This window comes from Corallincola spongiicola (assembly GCF_004284785.1).
In the GTDB taxonomy this organism is placed as follows: Bacteria; Pseudomonadota; Gammaproteobacteria; order Enterobacterales; family Neiellaceae; genus Corallincola; species Corallincola holothuriorum.
In genome coordinates this window covers 251,351-268,880 of the sequence record NZ_SHLY01000005.1, presented here as the reverse complement: position 1 = coordinate 268,880, position 17,530 = coordinate 251,351, and the positions used below count along the sequence as shown (strand labels likewise).

General features: G+C 50.1%; 13 protein-coding genes. 3 read left to right on the top strand and 10 right to left on the bottom strand.

Annotated elements, in window-relative coordinates:
• The first annotated feature begins 366 nt into the window (after positions 1 to 366).
• Positions 367 to 1,353: an integron integrase gene (locus EXY25_RS14825; protein ID WP_130567356.1), complete on the top strand. Its 987-nt coding sequence runs from the start codon at positions 367 to 369 to the stop codon at positions 1,351 to 1,353.
• A gap of 3 nt (positions 1,354 to 1,356) precedes the next feature.
• On the opposite strand, the gene EXY25_RS14820 is transcribed toward EXY25_RS14825, so the two are convergent.
• From EXY25_RS14820 to prmB, 9 genes are all read right to left on the bottom strand, one after another.
• The gene (locus EXY25_RS14820) at positions 1,357 to 2,511 is read right to left on the bottom strand and encodes an ATP-NAD kinase family protein (RefSeq protein ID WP_130567355.1); all 1,155 of its coding nucleotides are present in this window, start codon (positions 2,509 to 2,511) and stop codon (positions 1,357 to 1,359) included.
• The gene (locus EXY25_RS14815) at positions 2,501 to 3,058 is read right to left on the bottom strand and encodes an elongation factor P hydroxylase (protein ID WP_207232179.1); all 558 of its coding nucleotides are present in this window, start codon (positions 3,056 to 3,058) and stop codon (positions 2,501 to 2,503) included. Before EXY25_RS14815 ends, EXY25_RS14820 begins: the two co-directional genes overlap by 11 nt.
• A gap of 267 nt (positions 3,059 to 3,325) precedes the next feature.
• Positions 3,326 to 4,324, bottom strand: a complete 999-nt coding sequence (gene hemH / locus EXY25_RS14810; RefSeq protein WP_130567351.1) for a ferrochelatase — start codon at positions 4,322 to 4,324, stop codon at positions 3,326 to 3,328.
• A 140-nt stretch (positions 4,325 to 4,464) separates the two neighbouring features.
• Positions 4,465 to 6,210 (bottom strand): helix-hairpin-helix domain-containing protein, encoded by a 1,746-nt coding sequence (locus EXY25_RS14805; protein ID WP_165419377.1) that lies wholly within the window; start codon positions 6,208 to 6,210, stop codon positions 4,465 to 4,467.
• 676 nt (positions 6,211 to 6,886) lie between these two features.
• Positions 6,887 to 7,531: an adenylate kinase gene (gene adk / locus EXY25_RS14800; protein WP_114339038.1), complete on the bottom strand. Its 645-nt coding sequence runs from the start codon at positions 7,529 to 7,531 to the stop codon at positions 6,887 to 6,889.
• Positions 7,532 to 7,722: 191 nt separating this feature from the next.
• Entirely contained in the window at positions 7,723 to 9,636 is a 1,914-nt protein-coding gene (gene htpG, locus EXY25_RS14795; RefSeq protein WP_130567348.1) for a molecular chaperone HtpG, read from the bottom strand.
• 277 nt (positions 9,637 to 9,913) lie between these two features.
• Positions 9,914 to 11,062, bottom strand: a complete 1,149-nt coding sequence (locus EXY25_RS14790; protein WP_130567346.1) for an MFS transporter — start codon at positions 11,060 to 11,062, stop codon at positions 9,914 to 9,916.
• 14 nt (positions 11,063 to 11,076) lie between these two features.
• Complete coding sequence (aroC, locus tag EXY25_RS14785) at positions 11,077 to 12,177, bottom strand: chorismate synthase (protein WP_130567344.1); 1,101 nt, start codon at positions 12,175 to 12,177, stop codon at positions 11,077 to 11,079.
• Positions 12,178 to 12,265: 88 nt separating this feature from the next.
• Complete coding sequence (gene prmB / locus EXY25_RS14780; protein ID WP_130567343.1) at positions 12,266 to 13,204, bottom strand: 50S ribosomal protein L3 N(5)-glutamine methyltransferase; 939 nt, start codon at positions 13,202 to 13,204, stop codon at positions 12,266 to 12,268.
• A gap of 66 nt (positions 13,205 to 13,270) precedes the next feature.
• Between prmB and smrB the strand changes: the two genes are divergently transcribed.
• On the top strand, positions 13,271 to 13,810 hold the full coding sequence (smrB, locus tag EXY25_RS14775; RefSeq protein ID WP_130567342.1) for an endonuclease SmrB: 540 nt from the start codon (positions 13,271 to 13,273) through the stop codon (positions 13,808 to 13,810).
• Positions 13,811 to 13,827: 17 nt separating this feature from the next.
• On the opposite strand, the gene sixA is transcribed toward smrB, so the two are convergent.
• On the bottom strand, positions 13,828 to 14,304 hold the full coding sequence (sixA, locus tag EXY25_RS14770) for a phosphohistidine phosphatase SixA (protein ID WP_158538064.1): 477 nt from the start codon (positions 14,302 to 14,304) through the stop codon (positions 13,828 to 13,830).
• 169 nt (positions 14,305 to 14,473) lie between these two features.
• On the opposite strand from sixA, the gene EXY25_RS14765 reads away from it, so the two are divergent.
• Positions 14,474 to 17,251 (top strand): insulinase family protein, encoded by a 2,778-nt coding sequence (locus EXY25_RS14765; RefSeq protein WP_130567341.1) that lies wholly within the window; start codon positions 14,474 to 14,476, stop codon positions 17,249 to 17,251.
• Positions 17,252 to 17,530: the final 279 nt, after the last annotated feature.

The following is a 17,530-nucleotide window of genomic DNA, read 5'->3' as shown; positions in this document are numbered from 1 at the left end:
CTGATCCAGCAGCGTTTGCAGTGTCCTTTTCATGGACTAAGCTATAGCAAACCACTGTTTATTTATCCAGCAATCTAGCAAAAAAAGACTTCCCCGAGGCCTGCCTCGGCGAGTACAACGCTAAGTAGGTATACACGGACCATCTATCTGGATAAGGGGTACATGTATACCTATCACTCCAAACCGGAAAGATCTCGTCTAAACTACTTTCTATTAATTATTTTTTAATCATAACTCACTGATTACTCGATTTTTACTCTCTTTTTCACAAAGTCCGTCGAAATTAGTGCCAGATCGCGATTTGACAGATATCACATGACCACCCATACAGTATTGTATATTTATACAGCATAAATCAGCGCAGACATGGAACAGTCCCCGAAAAAACTTCAGCAACGCTTTCATGAAACCATCATGCATTATCATTTCGCCCTAAAAACTGAAAAGACCTACTGGCATTGGATAAGACGATTTATCTTATTTAACAATAAGGTGCATCCAGACAAATTGACAAAAAGTGACGTTGAACGATTCCTGACTCACCTCGCCGTCAATAGGCTAGTTGCTCCGGCAACACAAAACATCGCCCTGAACGCTCTGTTATTCCTGTATCAAAAAGTACTAGGACGGGAAATGGACAATATTCGGGCACAACGCGCTAAGCCGAAAGTGAAAATTCCCGTGGTATTAACCCACAACGAAGTGCGTGCGGTGATCGCACAGCTAAAGGGTCATTATCAGCTTATGGCTTGTCTGATGTATGGCGCAGGGCTGAGGTTAAGTGAATGCCTTCGCTTGCGCATCGAGGCACTTAATTTTGAACAGATGACTATCACGATTAGGCGTGGGAAAGGAGGCAAAGACCGTGTCACGCTACTGCCTGACAATTTGCGCTCTCAGTTGCGTGTGCAAGCGGAGAAAGTACGGCTGATCCATGCTCAGGATAAACTAGAAGGCTTCGGTGAAGCTTCTATGCCTGACGCCCTCGGCAGAAAATATCCCCATGTGGCAAAAAGTTATTATTGGCAGTATCTGTTCCCTTCTCCTAATCGCGCCATAGATCCACGTTCGGGGCGAGAAAAGCGGCATCATTTATTGGAGAAGGGACTTCAACGCGCAGTTCGCTCTGCAGCCGTGCGCGCAAAGATCGATAAACATGTGACCTGCCATACGTTGCGCCACAGTTTTGCAACACACCTTCTGCAACAGGGGACGGATCTACGCACGATACAAGAATTACTGGGACATGAAGATATCACCACCACACAGATCTACACCCATGTGCTGGGATTGCATGGCACTGGCGTTGCCAGCCCACTGCAAAGCATTGATCTGATATTACCGGGGCAATAACCCTCACGCCGGACTTGCGATCCGATATAACACTTTGTCGTGATAACCGGTGATCACCGCTATGGTGCCACACAACTGGCGGTTCAAATCAGCATCGCCTGTATCGACGATCAGCGGCCTGCCATTCAAGGCACTCAGTTTCGCTTTGCTCGCCACCAGCAAAATATTTTGCCGCTTTATCTGCTTAAGTAACGCGGGACTAAGCTGTTGATTCCCGCGCCCAAACAGATGGCCCTGACCACCAATCAAGGTGATCACCAATTTCACACGCTCAGGATCATTATGCTTCGCCACGTGCGCCAGTAGTTGTTCGGCGGTTTGGTCATTGGCAAGCAACGCTTGGTCTTGCACGACATCTACGCCTAACAAGGTATTCACCACGCCCATCCGCGCCATGACGGCGGCGACTGTACTACCTGAGCCCATCAGACAAAGATCTTCGGGCTCGAGTTGTTCGATCACATGGTCGGCAATATCATCCAACACCAGTTCATCAGATTCCTGCCCACCGATCTTAACGCTTTGTACATATTGCAGTTCAGCAGGGATCGTCATTTCACCAAAGCGACGCGCTCTCACCCGCCCTTCCCTAAATGCCTGCTCGTCGATATCCATGACATCGGCGTCCATCAGGCTAACGGCCTTACCAGTTAGCAGATCCTCTACCACACGTCCGGCGGCGGCCGGGGTTACGCAGTAAACGCCAGAGTGGATCTTACAACCAGCGGGGATCCCCAGAACAGTAATCGCTTTGTCCGGCTCCGCCTCAACCACAGCGCAGATATCCCGCGCAGTGCCATCACCACCGGCAAATAGCAGCAGGTCGATCTCATTGTCCAGCATACGTTGCACTGCCGCTTGGGTATCACTGGCTTCGGTTGGGGTCTGCTGAGGATGATAGATAGCGGAGGCGTTCAAGCCCAGACTTTGACACAGCGCTAAGCCCATCTCTCCGGCAGCGGTGAATATCTCTAATTGATCTTTGTAGGGGAGCAGCAGCTGTAACGCTTGCTCAGCGCGAAGTTGCGCCTGTGGCTTTGCCCCTTTGGCCAACGCTTGGTGACGGATATCTGCGCCATCACTGCCTTTCAGCGCCACGCTGCCGCCAATACCTGCATAGGGGTTAATCAGCAAACCTAAGCGAAACTTAGCGCTCATACATGCCCCGGTAATCAAAGTCAGCCAACGTCAGCGCCGGACGCAGATAGAAAGCCCTGAAGGCATCAATCAATCTCTGCGCACGGGCAGGAAAGCCCTGTTGCAAATACACCAGTACCTGATCATGCACCCGATGCTGGAACGCTAGACGATCCGGCATCACGCCATTAAGGTTGTCACTGCTGACATTAAACGCAAAGCCACACGCAGCGGCGAGTCCCCACTCAATCGCCTGCGGTTTTATCTCTACTTTCTCAAACGCTGCTTGTTGCGCTGCATCGCGGCCATCCGGACAGTACCAATAGCCATAATCCAACTGCTGGCGCCGAGCCTCACCGGCCACGCACCAGTGTGCGATCTCATGCAATGCGCTGGCAAAAAAGCCGTGGGCGAAGATCACCTGATGGTTTTCACTGTCGCTGTTAGCTGGTTGATACAAAGGCTCGCCATCCCCGGCCACCAAAACAGTATTGAGCGCTTGTTTAAATTGACCATTAAACAAGGCGATCAGATCTTTATATTGGTGTCGGTCTTTCTCAACAATCATGGTGCCGATAAACCTCATTGGCAGGGCGAAATTAGCTTTGACGATTCAATCTCAGGGGGAAAGCCCCTGCTTAATGGGGCGCATTGTAAAGCTTTACGGCGAAGAGTTCACTTGCCTGATAACCATCAATGCTGGCGCAATTTGTCGCAGTGCCAGCACACGCTCCGCGGTTCTCAATGTGAGCGAAAGGGCGAGCTTCGATGTTAAACCAGCCATAGCAACCGCAGGCTTAACCTTATGACAAAGCAGAGCGATAAATCACCCTGTCTACCAACCTACCAACTGCTCTTTAATCAGGGTAACCATCATCTGGATATGACAGGGGCTATCGTTTAAACACTCAATATAGCGATACTGTTCACCGCCAGCATGTTCAAAATACTCGCGATTCTCCTCTTTGATCTCTTCGAGTGTCTCGAGGCAGTCAACAGAAAACGCTGGGCAGATGACGTCAAGATCCTTGATCCCTTGCGCTGGCATAGCCTTGAGGGTGTCGTCGGTATAAGGCGTCAGCCACTGCTCTCGGCCGACCCGACTCTGAAAGCTAATGGTCCACTCCGTAGCGGATAACCCCAATGCCTCGGCAACCGATGTCGCGGTTTCATGACAATGCTGGGCATAGGGATCGCCCTGATCAGCGTAACGCTGGGGGATCCCATGAAAGCTCATCAACAGATGTTTCCCACGACCATTTTGCTGCCAGTAGGCAGACACTTTACCCGCCATCGCTTTCACAAAGGCAGGATGATCATGATAGTGATGAATCGAGCGCAAATCCGGCAGCAGGCGTTGCTTCTTCAAGGCGGCGGCTATACCGTCAAATACTGCGGCCGTGGTGCTACATGAATATTGCGGAAACAATGGCAACACAACGATTTTTGTCACACCGGCGGCGGTCAGTCTTTCTAGCGCATCAGGGATAGACGGTTGACCATAAGTCATCGCGAGTTCAACTGGGAGCTTGTGACCAACAGCAAACATGAGAGCGTCCTGTAACGCTTTTTGTTGGCGCTCGCTAATCACCCGTAATGGCGAGCCCTCTTCCCACCAGATACTCTGATATGCCTTGGCAGCACGGGGCGAACGAAATGGTAAGATCACGCCTTTCAAAATACATTGCCACAACCACTTAGGCACATCGACAACTCGGGGATCAGATAGAAACTGATTCAAATAACGTCGCACAGCGGGTGTAGTCGGCTCGTCGGGTGTCCCCAAATTAACCAGCAGCACACCGTAGTTGCCAGAAGAATGCTTAAGCTCCATCAAAACTCTCTTATGATTATTGCTAGCCTCATTACGCAGCAGATCGCTTTTACGATCAATAGCTAAACCACAAAATTAGGACCTTGTTTCTGCCCCTCGCCAACAGCGTGCGCAATTCACCACGTTAGCAAACGCTGAACTCAGCGCTGTGCGATCAATTGCTGCACTTCATCACGCCTAAATAACCGATATAACCGCCCTGCGGATACTTCACCAATGCCTGTAACAGCGCGCAGTTCAGCTTCGGATAGCTGTGATATTTGTGTCGGCGTCGGATACTTTCGCGCCAAACGCTGAGCCGCCGCCGTTTTCAAACCGGGGACGCCGAGCATTGACAGCAGATCTTTGGTATTTAACGGGATGAACGGTCTCAATTCAGTGTCTAACGGCGGCAACGAAAAGATATCAGCCAAAGTACTAAGTGACGCTTTCGCTATCCATTGCTGTATCTTTTTTTCACCAACGCCACGGTACTTAAATGCCGACAACGCATACTTAACCTGCAGCATAAAACGTGTTTCGCACGATGGATTATATGAAAGGCAGAGATCGCCCCCTGTCGACGTTTGCTGCGGAACATGAGTCAACGCATGCTGCATCGCTAAAGGCTCAGGACGAGATACAACCCCAACCACTTGCGGCACGGCATCGCCCTTGAGTTCCAACTCCAGCTGTGTTCCCACACCGATCTGTTTTGACTGCAACCATTTGCTGGATCGACCACTGACTTTACTGATCTTGCGCCCGGATAACGCAACGGGCTCGATCTGTAGCACTGGCGTGACTTTGCCGGTTCGCCCCTGTTTCCATTCAATCGCCATCACTTTCGTCACTGCCACTGGTTGCTGAAACTTCCAAGCCATCGCCCACTCAGGCGCTTGCGCTGTTTCACCGCGTTGCTCTCGACCCTGTGGCGTTATCGCCTTGATGACAATACCATCCAAATCTAGCCCCATGTCGTAGGCGCTAGCTGCGACGAGAGCTGAACCCCGACTTTTGGAAACGGCGAAGTAGTTGCCATACAGCAAGATAAGCTGCTGTTCACTGTCAACGATCTCCGTATGCGCCAGCAAATCACTAAAGCCCCATTTAGTCAGTAGGGATAACGCCGCAATATCATCCCTTTGCTGCCGACGTTGTAACTCATACAGGCCGTAGGGGTAGAATCTTAGGCATTTCACATGCGCTGCAGCATGCTCTTTTGCCGCCGCCATACCGGCCACCATATGGCGTGTAGAAACGTAATCAGATCCCAACTGCTCGAAACAAGGTCTGGTAGCCACCAGTTCACCGTAAACCGCCAACGAGGATGGACTTGGTAGCCTTTTCGGCAACGGCGAAACACGATTAAGCAAACCGGTGATATCACTGCCATAAGCGCCATCACCGCGGGTAGCGGCCGAAACCAGTGTCCCCTCGCTGTATTGCAACTCCACCGCAATGCCATCTAGCTTCGGTTGCACCAACGCTCTACTCGCTAACTCGCCAGTAAAAAAACTCTTAGCATCAGCAAACGAATAGGCTTTATTCAAACTGAGCATAGGCCGCAGATGAGGCACTTTATGCTGGGATCTATTCGCTGGGGAATCTGTTGTTCTTTGATAGTGAGCAGCAAATGATGGCGAGCATTGAGCCAATGCCGCTAAGCGCCTTACGAGCTGGTCATAAGCGCTGTCACTAATTTCTGGGGCGAGTCCAGACTCGTAACGTTGGCGATGATAAAGGATGCTATCAGCGAGTTCAGCGACGGCAGCAGTTGATATCTTGTTGTCAGCACAGTGATAGTTTGATGGCAGGCTCTCATCAGCAGAACAAAAGCGGCCAACAAGTAATACCAACCAGCACGCACTGCGCGCACTGCGCGCAACAAAACACCTTATTGTCATCATCCCTCCTTGGACAACCGTCAGTCACCGTCTGGCCTATAAAAGTATCAGGCTTTTTTCCGCTGTCAAAAAACAAAGCCCCCCTCATCCCCGCCTTCTCCCGCAAGGGGAGAAGGAGCTAAGAAGGAACAAAGAGCTAACAGCCAATTCAGAGCCTATAGAAATACGATTCGGTTTAACGTCATCGTACTTCTTCTACTTCCCTCTCCTTGGGGAGAGGGCTAGGGTGAGGGGCTTTTTAAATGGTCACCAAGTGGTCATAGCTAGCCATTTTCTCCAGCTAAAAAACAAAGCCCCTTCATCCCCGCCTTCTCCCGCAAGGGGAGAAGGAGCTAAGAAGGAGCAAAGAGCTAACAGCCCATTCAGTGCCAATAGAAATACGGCTGGGTTTAACGTCATCGTACTTCTACTTCCCTCTCCTTGGGGAGAGGGCTAGGGTGCGGGGCTTTTTAAATGGTCCCCAAGTGGTCATAGCTAACCTTTTTCTCCAGCTAAAAAAACAAAGCTTCCCTCATCCCCGCCTTCTCCCCCAAGGGGAGAAGGAGCTAAGAAGGAGAAAAGAGCTAACAGTTAACAGCTAGCAATATAGATAAAGAGCCAATTTAGGAGGGTTCTCAGCATAAAACGAAAAAAGCCCACCGAAGTGGGCTTTCTTGCTGAAGACGCAGGGTTTGGTTTAACCCAGTTTTTCAGCCAGTTCAGCGCTAACTGTTTCAACCGCTTGTGTACCATCAAAAGTGAGGTACTGGGTATTACCAGCCGCAGCCACTTTGGTGTAGTAGGCGATTAGCGGCGCCGTTTGATCATGGTAGATACCTAAGCGCTTACGCACAGTCGATTCTTCATCATCAGGGCGAATAACCAAGTCATCACCGGTCACATCATCTTTGCCTTCCACTTTCGGTGGATTATAGACAGTGTGATAAACACGGCCAGAACCAGGGTGAACACGACGGCCACCCATGCGGTCAACAATCACATCGTCTGGCACATCGAATTCGACGACGAAATCAACATCGATGCCGTTCTCCGCCATCGCATCTGCCTGTGGGATGGTGCGTGGGAAGCCATCAAGTAGAAAGCCTTTTTCACAATCATCCTGCGCAACGCGCTCTTTTACCAGGCCAATAATCAGTTCATCTGATACCAGTTGACCAGCATCCATCACTTTTTTCGCTTCCAATCCAAGCGGAGTGCCGGCTTTAACGGCGGCACGCAGCATATCTCCGGTAGAGATCTGAGGGATACCATACTTGTTCATGATGAACTGCGCCTGGGTGCCTTTACCAGCACCGGGTGCGCCAAGCAGAATAATACGCATTTGGTTTTTGTCCTCTTGCGTGAGACTCATGTCTCAGCAGATAAAAATTAGAATAATCGAACGATTACTAAGCCACAATTTTAACAGCGGTCAGTGTTAAAACAAGTTAAAGGCTTTCATTCAGATCAAATCAAACGTAAAAACGGGGAGCAAGCTCCCCGTCCTATCTATTTACAGCGTGTCAGTCAGCACTATTGTGCTGCTTTTAGCAACATGCTGTTCACGCGCGCCACGAAAGATGCCGGATCTTCTAAACTGCCACGCTCCGCAAGGGTTGCTTGCTCAAGTAACAGCTGAGACCACTCAGCAAATGCTTCTTCATCTTGTAAACCATCAACATGCTTGACGATGTCGTGCTGCGGATTCACCTCAAAGATAGCCTTCACTTCAGGTACAGGCTGACCTGCCGCTTCCATCAGCTTTATCATCTGGCTAGACATGTCATGCTCGTCTGCCACGATACACGCTGGAGAGTTAGTCAGGCGATGAGTGATACGCACATCTTTCACTTTATCACCCAGAGCCGCTTTCACACGTTCAACGAGGCCATCGAACTGCTTGGCTTCCTCTTCCTGTGCTTTCTTCTCTTCTGCGTCTTCCAGTTCGCCTAGGTCCAGCGCACCACGAGTCACAGATTGGAACTGCTTCTCGCTGTAGTCGCTAAGGTGATTCATCAACCACTCATCGATGCGCTCATGCATCAGCAGCACTTCAACGCCTTTTTTCTGGAACACTTCCAGGTGCGGGCTATTCTTAGCGGCTGCATAGCTATCAGCGACGATGTAATAGATCTTGTCCTGACCTTCCTTCATCCGCTCAATGTAAGCATCAAGAGAAACGTTATCGACACTGCTGTCATTGTGAGTCGAAGCAAAACGGAGCAGGCCCGCGATCTTCTCTTTGTTAGCATGATCTTCAGCAGGGCCCTCTTTCAGCGTATTGCCGAACTCAGCCCAGAAGCCTTGATATTTTTCTTCGTCTTTCTTCGCCATGCGACCCAGCATATCCAGTACTTTCTTAGTACAGGCTTTACGCATCGCATCACTGACCGCGTTGTCCTGCAGGATCTCACGGGAAACGTTCAACGGCAGATCGTTAGAATCCAGCACACCCTTCACAAATCGCAGGTAGGTAGGCATAAACTGCTCAGCGTCATCCATGATGAACACGCGCTGAACATAAAGCTTCAGGCCATGCTTGCTTTCACGATGCCCAAGATCCCAGGGCGCCTTGCTTGGCACGTAAAGTAAGCTGGTGTAGTCGTGCTTACCTTCAACCCGGTTATGGGACCAAAGCAATGGCTCCTGATAGTCATGGGAAACAGTTTTATAGAACTCTTTATACTCCTCTTCGGAGATCTCGCTCTTACTGCGGGTCCACAGTGCTGTCGCGCTGTTGACCTGCTCCCACTCACCCGGCTTAGCTTCAATCTTTTCGCCATCTGGGCCTTCACTTTCTGGCACTTCCTCTTTCCAGAACTGCACAGGCACGCTGACGTGGTCCGAATATTTGCTGACGATAGAACGTAGTTTCCAATCATCAAGAAACTCGTTTTCCTCTTCACGCAGATGAAGAATGATCTCGGTACCACGCTCTGCGCGATCGATATCTTCTACCGTGAAGCTACCCTCACCTTCAGATTCCCACACCACACCACGATCTGCAGATTCACCTGCAGCTCGGGTTTTTACCGTAACCTTGTCAGCCACAATAAAGGCGGAATAGAAACCAACACCAAACTGACCGATCAACTGTGAATCAGCAGCCTGATCACCAGAGAGCTGCTTAAAGAAATCAGCGGTGCCCGATTTCGCGATTGTACCCAGATGTTCAACCACCTGATCACGGGTCATACCGATACCATTGTCGATAATGCTTATGGTACGGGCGTCTTTGTCCACGCTGATACGCACACGCAAGTCACCGTCACCTTCATAAAGGTCAGACTGCGACAGCGCCTTGAAACGCAGCTTATCTGCTGCATCGGAAGCGTTAGAGACCAGTTCCCGCAGGAAGATCTCTTTGTTTGAATAGAGTGAATGGATCATCAGCTGCAGGAGCTGTTTAACTTCGGTTTGAAAACCGTGGGTTTCTTGATGTGCCATATCCGACTTTTCTTCTCTACATTGGTTAACACAAAGGCTGTTGAGACCTTAGATGGGGATGGCAAAAAACATTTCAACCGTTAAAGATTCCAAAAGTTGAACTTAACCCGCAACTCAACCAACCGCCGCAACAGATAACATCAAGAAACTAGGGGATTTGAGCTATTCCTGTAGCGCAGTCTTACGGATAGTACTCAAACGCAACGATGCGCTTCAGTGGCTTCGCCGAAGATGGCGACTTGCAGGAAAGATGACCAAGGCAAAGATAGCAAGCCGATTACGCCATCTTCTGCCGTGGGATAGCAAGTACTAACATACAGGCTGCTGTCGCAGCCAGCGCAGCGATTAGGTAGCTGGTCATGGCTCCAGCCCCTTGCTGCCAGGTCACTCCGGCGATCCAGGCGCCTAGGGCACCACCGATACCAAAGCCGACACTGTTATACATCGCCTGCCCCCGCCCCTGCTGGCGCTCCGAAAAGTATCCATGGATAAACTGGATGGACGCGGCATGGGTTAAGCCAAAGCTAGCGGCATGCAGGGTCTGCGAAAACAACAGCACGGCTAAACTTTCTGGTAGCAGCCCCAGCAACAGCCAACGCAACGCGGTAAGTGCCATCGCGATGCTTAGCAACCATTTCACCCCCCAACGTTTAAGCAATTGACCACTGACCATAAACAGCGCAATTTCTGCCACAACGCCAAGTGAGATCAGCCAACCGGCAAACGCCGCACTATGACCCAAACCTTCCATGTAGAGCACAAAAAAGCCGTAATAGGGACCGTGACTTATCTGCAACAAAATGGTGGCAGCCATAAACATCAACATCGGCCGACTAAGCCAGTTAGCAGCGAAGTGAGTACTCCCCTGCTTATCATTTTTCCCTGGCAACTCTCGTACCAGCAGGGTGCTGAGTAACAACAAGATCAGCAGCACAGAGCCAATATAAACCACGGCTTCACTACCCAACTGTTCCACCACATAGCCAGCACAGATCACCACCACAATAAAACCGACGCTGCCCCAGGCTCGCAGTCGGCTGTAGCGATGACGCTCCTCCCCCAGGGAACGCAGCGTCAGTACTTCAAGCTGCGGCAGTATCGCTGTCCAGAAAAAGGAGAAGCTCGCCATAGCCAACGCCATAAACCACCAATTGATATCGGGGTAAGCGGCAAAGAAACAGAGGAAAGCCACCAAGGCGCCGCCACGCATCACCTGTACCCGTTTACCGGTATGGTCAGCGACAGCGGCCCAAAGATTAGGGGAAATGATCCGCGTGGCCATCACGATAGCGAGCAGCTCACCAATCTGCAGGGAGCTGTAACCACGACCATCAAGGAACACGCTGAGGTAGGGAACCATCAGCCCCAGAATGGCGAAGAAGCTAAAATAGCCTGCGCCAAGACTGAGGTACTGACGTCGTTCCATTTTTATAACAGCCGTTATTTTGGCTGTGCGGGGATCACCGGTGTTGTACTTTGCACATCGGCGTTTTGACCACGGTGACGCAAACAATGATCCATTAACGTAATGGCCATCATCGCTTCAGCAATCGGCACCGCACGGATACCAACGCACGGATCATGACGACCTTTAGTTATCACCTCGGCACTGTCGCCATTTATATCGACGGTTTCACCAGGGACGGTGATGCTGGAAGTGGGTTTCATGGCAATGTGAGCAACCACTGACTGACCAGTAGAGATCCCGCCGAGCACGCCACCGGCATGGTTTGACAGAAACCCTTCCGGCGTCAATACATCCCGATGCTCACTGCCCTTTTGATTAACACATTCAAAACCATCACCAATCTCAACGCCTTTCACCGCATTGATGCTCATCAGGGCATGGGCGATATCGGCATCTAGGCGGTCAAATACCGGCTCACCCCAACCAACAGGCACATTATCGGCAACGACAGAAACCTTGGCGCCAATAGAGTCGCCTTGCTTTTTCAAGTCACGCATCAAAGCATCCAGTGCATCGATTTTGTCTGGATCGGCACAGAAAAACGGGTTCTGCTCTACCGCGTCCCAGTCTTTTAGATCCACTTTCACATCACCCATCTGTGATAGGTAAGCACGCACTTCAATGCCATGCTTTTGTTTCAGGTACTTCTTTGCCACCGCACCGGCCGCGACCCGCATCGCCGTTTCACGCGCCGAAGAACGGCCTCCGCCACGGTAATCACGGAAACCATATTTTTGTTGGTAGGTGTAATCAGCATGCCCTGGGCGGAACAGCTCTTTGATCTTGCCGTAATCTTGCGAACGCTGATCTTTATTAAAGATCACCATGCCGATAGAGGTTCCCGTGGTTTTTCCTTCAAATACACCACTTAGGATCTGTACTTCATCTGATTCACGACGTTGCGTGGTATAACGGCTGGTACCCGGCTTGCGGCGATCAAGGTCGATCTGCAGATCTTCTGCACTCAACTCGATACCCGGCGGGCAACCGTCAACGATACATCCCAACGCCACCCCATGGCTTTCACCAAATGTGGTCACTGTGAACAACTTGCCAAATGTGTTCCCTGACATGGTTTTCTTGTCCCCTAACTCTTTAAACTTGATACTTTTATTATCTGTTTTAAGCGTTTTTTAACGCTCGTATATCAACCGCGTCGGGCTACTCGCCTGGCAACGCCGCTTTAAATTGAGCCTGATATTGTTTGAGCTGGTCATACTCCAGCATAAACACGCCGTCACCACCACGCTCAAAACTTAACCAGGTAAAAGGTATTTCCGGAAATTGATCCATTAAATGGATCTGACTGTTACCCACTTCAACAATCAATATGCCATCTTCATTGAGGTGATCGGCGGCTTCGGCCAACATCTGCCGAGTAAGCTCGAGACCGTCATTGCCTGAAGCCAAACCCAGTTCTGGTTCGTGTTGAAACTCATCTGGCATCTCAGCTAAATCTTCTGCATCAACATACGGTGGGTTACTGACAATAAGATCATATTTTTGTCCCTGCAGATCGTTAAACAGATCTGATTGCAGCGGAAAAACACGATCTTCCAAGCCGTAGTTCTGAATATTGATTTCAGCGACCTGCAGTGCGTCAGTCGAAATATCAGCTGCATCCACTTCCGCATCTTCGAACGCGTGCGCCATAGCAATGGCAATACAGCCACTTCCGGTACACATATCCAATACCCGCATCGGCATCGCTTTTAACCAAGGCTGAAATCCTTGCTCTATCAGTTCAGCCATAGGAGAGCGTGGCACCAAAACACGCTCATCAACATAGAACTCTAATCCAGCAAACCAAGCACGGTTAGTCAGGTAAGGTACTGGCACACGATCAACAATACGTTTAACCACACGTTCAACGATGCGCTGTTTCTCGCTGCGGGTCAGGCCTGCGTGTTGCACACTGGGATCTGAGTCGATGGGCAGATGCACGCTTTGCAATACCAAAGCCACCGCTTCGTCCCAACTGTTGTCGGTTCCATGACCACAGAATATCTGGGCATCATTAAAACGACTGACACTCCAGCGAATAAGATCACCGATCGTGCGCAGCTCATTTACTGCTTCATCGACAAATATCTTGTCCAAAATATTCCTCTCTCAGTACCATGGTCACTATCACGACCCGTTACAGCCATCGCTGGTAATTAATTAATGAAAAAACCACCCATAACAACAGACGACGAGATGCAACTGTTCAGGCAAGCCGTCTCCGGCTCGCAAAAGTTGCAGCAGGATACCATACGTCACGCCCGTGCACAGACTAAACAGCACATAAAACAAGCGTCTGACAACCAGCAACAACGGCAGGTCGACCAGTTTTTCAGCGATGACTATGAGCCGTTACTGGATTTCAGTCGGGGCGTCGAATTTCGCCAACCCTCATTGCCTTCACATCAATTAAAGCGTTTGCGCCGTGGTGATTTGGCGCCAGCACTATTTCTTGATCTGCATGGTTTGAGTCGTGCTGAAGCGAAACAAGAGCTGCTGGCACTGTTTGCCACCAGTAAACGAGAGTGGATAGATGTCGTGTCGGTCATGCATGGACAAGGCATGGGGATACTAAAAGCCCAGCTACCAAAGTGGCTGGTGCAACATCCGGATGTGTTAGCCTTCTGTGAAGCGCCGAGAGAGTTTGGTGGCCGTAATGCCCTACTTATCCTGCTGGCACAGGACGACACACGGCGAGCCTGAGTATCCAGAACGGCGAACTACGCCATGTTGACGGCGTCCTGCACGGCCAGTAGATGGCCATACTGGCTTTCGATATCAAAGTCGATACGTGCAACAGATGAGGGTGAAAACATTGGGGTGGCGTGCTTACAATCTAACTGCTCAACCAAAAAACTCACCAACGGCATATGAGAGACAATAAGGAGCGAATCAATCCCTTTGTCGGCCAATGCATAGAGATAATCTGCCACGGCATCAGGTGTGCCGTGGGGCGTTAGCTCTTCCAGCACTTCGACATCACTACGCTGAATACCTAAAACGGCATTAACTTGCGAGAAGGTTTGCTGCGCACGCAGATAGGGGCTCACCAGCGCATACTGAAAATGCCCGCCCTGTTCGACCAGCCAACGAGCCATCAAACTGCTTTCCAAGCGTCCATCAGGTGTCAGTGCACGATCTTTATCGCGCCCTGCTAACTCTTCTGCTTGACCATGACGCATAATAAACACTTGCATGGGGATACAACCGTACTGACTAATATGCTTATGCAAGCTGTAGCATAGGGAAGCCCCATACATAGGGCAAGCAGAACGCTCATAAATTACAGTCAACATAACAAAGATTGCGACAAGCCTTTGATGATCAACTAGTATTTAATGTCACCCAGTTTGAGACGGAGGCAGCGTGCTCACCAGCCCAAATGACCACAGAAGCTATCGCTATCTGACGCTAGAAAATGGCCTGCGAGTGTTGTTAGCAGAAGATCCGCAAGCGACAAAATCTGCCATTGCATTAGCGGTGAATGTGGGTCATTTCAATGACCCCGTCGAACGCCAGGGCATGTCTCATCTACTCGAACATATGCTATTCCTCGGCACAGAGAAATATCCAAATGCCGAAGATTATCAAAAATTTATCTCAACACACGGTGGCAATCATAACGGCTGGACCGGCACCGAACACAGCTGCTATTTCTTTGATATTGACCACCAACAATTTTTACCTGCGCTAGATCGGTTTGCTCAGTTTTTTATCGCTCCATTGCTCGATCCCGGCTGGTTAGAGAAAGAGCGTCAGTCGATCGATGCCGAATACCGGATGAAGATCAAAGACGATGTGCGCCGCCTGTTTCAAGTACATAAAGAAACCATTAATCCAGCTCACCCGTTTGCCAAATTCTCAGTGGGTGATTTGGAGACCCTAGCCGACAGAGAAGGCTCGGAACTGGCAACCGAATTACGTGAATATTTTGCGCAAAACTACCATGCCGGCAACATGACCCTGTGTATGCTCAGCGCGATGCCATTAGCCGAACAGATTGAAGCGATCTCAGTGTTTGATGGCGTACGCAGTGGAGAAACCAAACCCAGCCTGGTCAAAGAGCCACTGTATCGACCAGAAGATCAAGGCATCACCCTATTAGTTAAACCGCAAAAAACGGTTCGTAAACTGATCATGAGTTTCGCCATGCCGGAGGTAGATAGCTGCTACCGCACTAAACCGGTCAACTTCATCAGTCACCTACTCGGCGACGAAGGCAGTGACAGCCTGCTTGCGCAATTAAAGGCGAACAATTGGGTCTCCAGCATGTCGGCGGGCGGCGGCATTAACGGCAGTAACTTCAAAGATTTTAATATTGAGTTTCTGCTAACCGAGCAGGGCTTAGGCCATGTGCCAGATATCGTTGAACATACCTTTGCCCTGATCAACGAGATCAAAGCGAACGGCCTTGAAGATTGGCGCTACGCCGAGAAGAAACAGCTGACCGAACAAGCATTCCGTTTTCAGGAGAAAGGACGCCCTATCGACCTCGTTGGTCATCTTGCAGTTAATATGCAGCACTACAACGAAGAAGATGTGATCTACGGCGATTACCGCATGGAAGGGCTGATTCAAGCGGAAGCCAACGCCCGCTTGGCATTGCTCAAACCTGAAAATATGCGCCTTTATGTCATCGCTCCTGAGGTCAATACCGATCGCGAAGCAAAGCTCTACTTTACTCACTACAGTGTGTTTCCCTTTGATGAAGAGATGCTCGCCAGCTGGAAACAACCAAAGGTGTCTTTGCGTCCCCATGTATTACCGCCACCCAATCCCTATTTAGTGGCCGCCAATGAACCGCGCGAGGTAGCCCAGCCGCTTGCCCATCCGGTGCGACTGGTTGACCAACCTCACTTCCGCCTTTGGCATAAACAGGAAGAGAAATTTAACCAGCCCAAAGGGCATCTCTATTTAAGCGTTGATAGCCCCTATGCCAGCCGAAATCCGACCGAGATAGCCATGTTGCGTCTGGCGGTAGAGATGATTTTAGATAACCTGTCAGAGACCACTTATCCCGCAGAGATAGCCGGGCTTAGCTACCACATCTATGCCCATCAGTGCGGTGTCACTTTGCACCTGGCCGGTTTTACCGGCAAACAACGCCTGTTATTAGAAACCCTGCTGCAGCACCTCTACTATCCCGAGTTTCATGAGCAGAGTTTTGTCCAGCTAAAAAGTCAGCTACTTCGCCACTGGAAAAATGCCGAGAAGAACCGTCCGGTCAGCCAACTTTTTTCCGAGTTGGCGGCACTGTTGCAACCGGCTAATCCAGGCCCTAGAAGGCTGGCTGATGAGATCCAGAATGTCACCCTGCCGCAACTGCGAGACTACGTAGACAGCTTCAAAGTGGAACTGCATTTAGAGATGATGATCCATGGCGATTGGCTAGCTGACGAAGCTGCCGAGCTGGGGAATTGGGTACAGCAACGCCTGTTTAGTCATGCCCGCCCAGGTAAAGGCTGCCCCCGCGAGCTGCTAAATATAGGCGGCCTAGGCACACTTCATCGTCAACTGGAAGTTCCCCACAACGACGCGGCTCTGGTGGTTTACTACCAATCCACCCTCACCTCTCCAAATAAAGTGGCTCTGTTCTTACTCCTCAACCATCTGTTGTCATCGCCTTTCTTCCATGAATTGCGAACACAGCAACAGCTAGGTTATATGGTGGGCACGGGTTACTTGCCGATGCAACGCCATCCGGGCCTCATTATGTACCTACAATCGCCAAATAACGGCCCGAACACCCTGCTTTCAGCCGTCGATGAATTCTTAAAAACTTTCCCGGCCATACTCGAGCAAATGTCGGATGAGGAGTGGCAACACGCCCAACTAGGACTCATTAATCAGGTAATTGAGCCCGACAACAACTTAAGAACCCTGGCTCAGCGTTATTGGGTCAGTATTGGTAATAAGGACATTGAGTTTAACCAAAGAGAGCATGTGGCTAAGCATATTCAAGGGCTCACCAAGCAACGTATTCAACGCTTTGTTGAGGAGCGCCTGCTATCAACCGAGGTCGATCGCGTGGTGCTATACAGCCATGGCGAACAAGACCCAACCCCGGTGGCAGACAAAGACGTGACTCATGTGGAAAACATTGCCGAGTTCAAACTAATGTGCGAAAGGTTTGTTCTCAACTAATCAAGATCAAACAATGCGATCTCAAGCCTTGTCTGTTTAAGCAATTTCCCATAATGTGCGATTTTGTTACCAATGATATCAGTATCATTTTTCACCAACGGTTCATAACCAGCTGATTATCATAAATAAATCATGGCATCCAACCACTGGGCGCCATGGTTAATTGGGGTTGTTTTGCCAGCGTTGTTGTCGTCTAAAAAATTACTAAGAACTTCCCTATTTAGCGGTTTGACTGCTTTCAGTGTAACGATCTGTCCCCCCTCATTTGCCGCCGCAAAT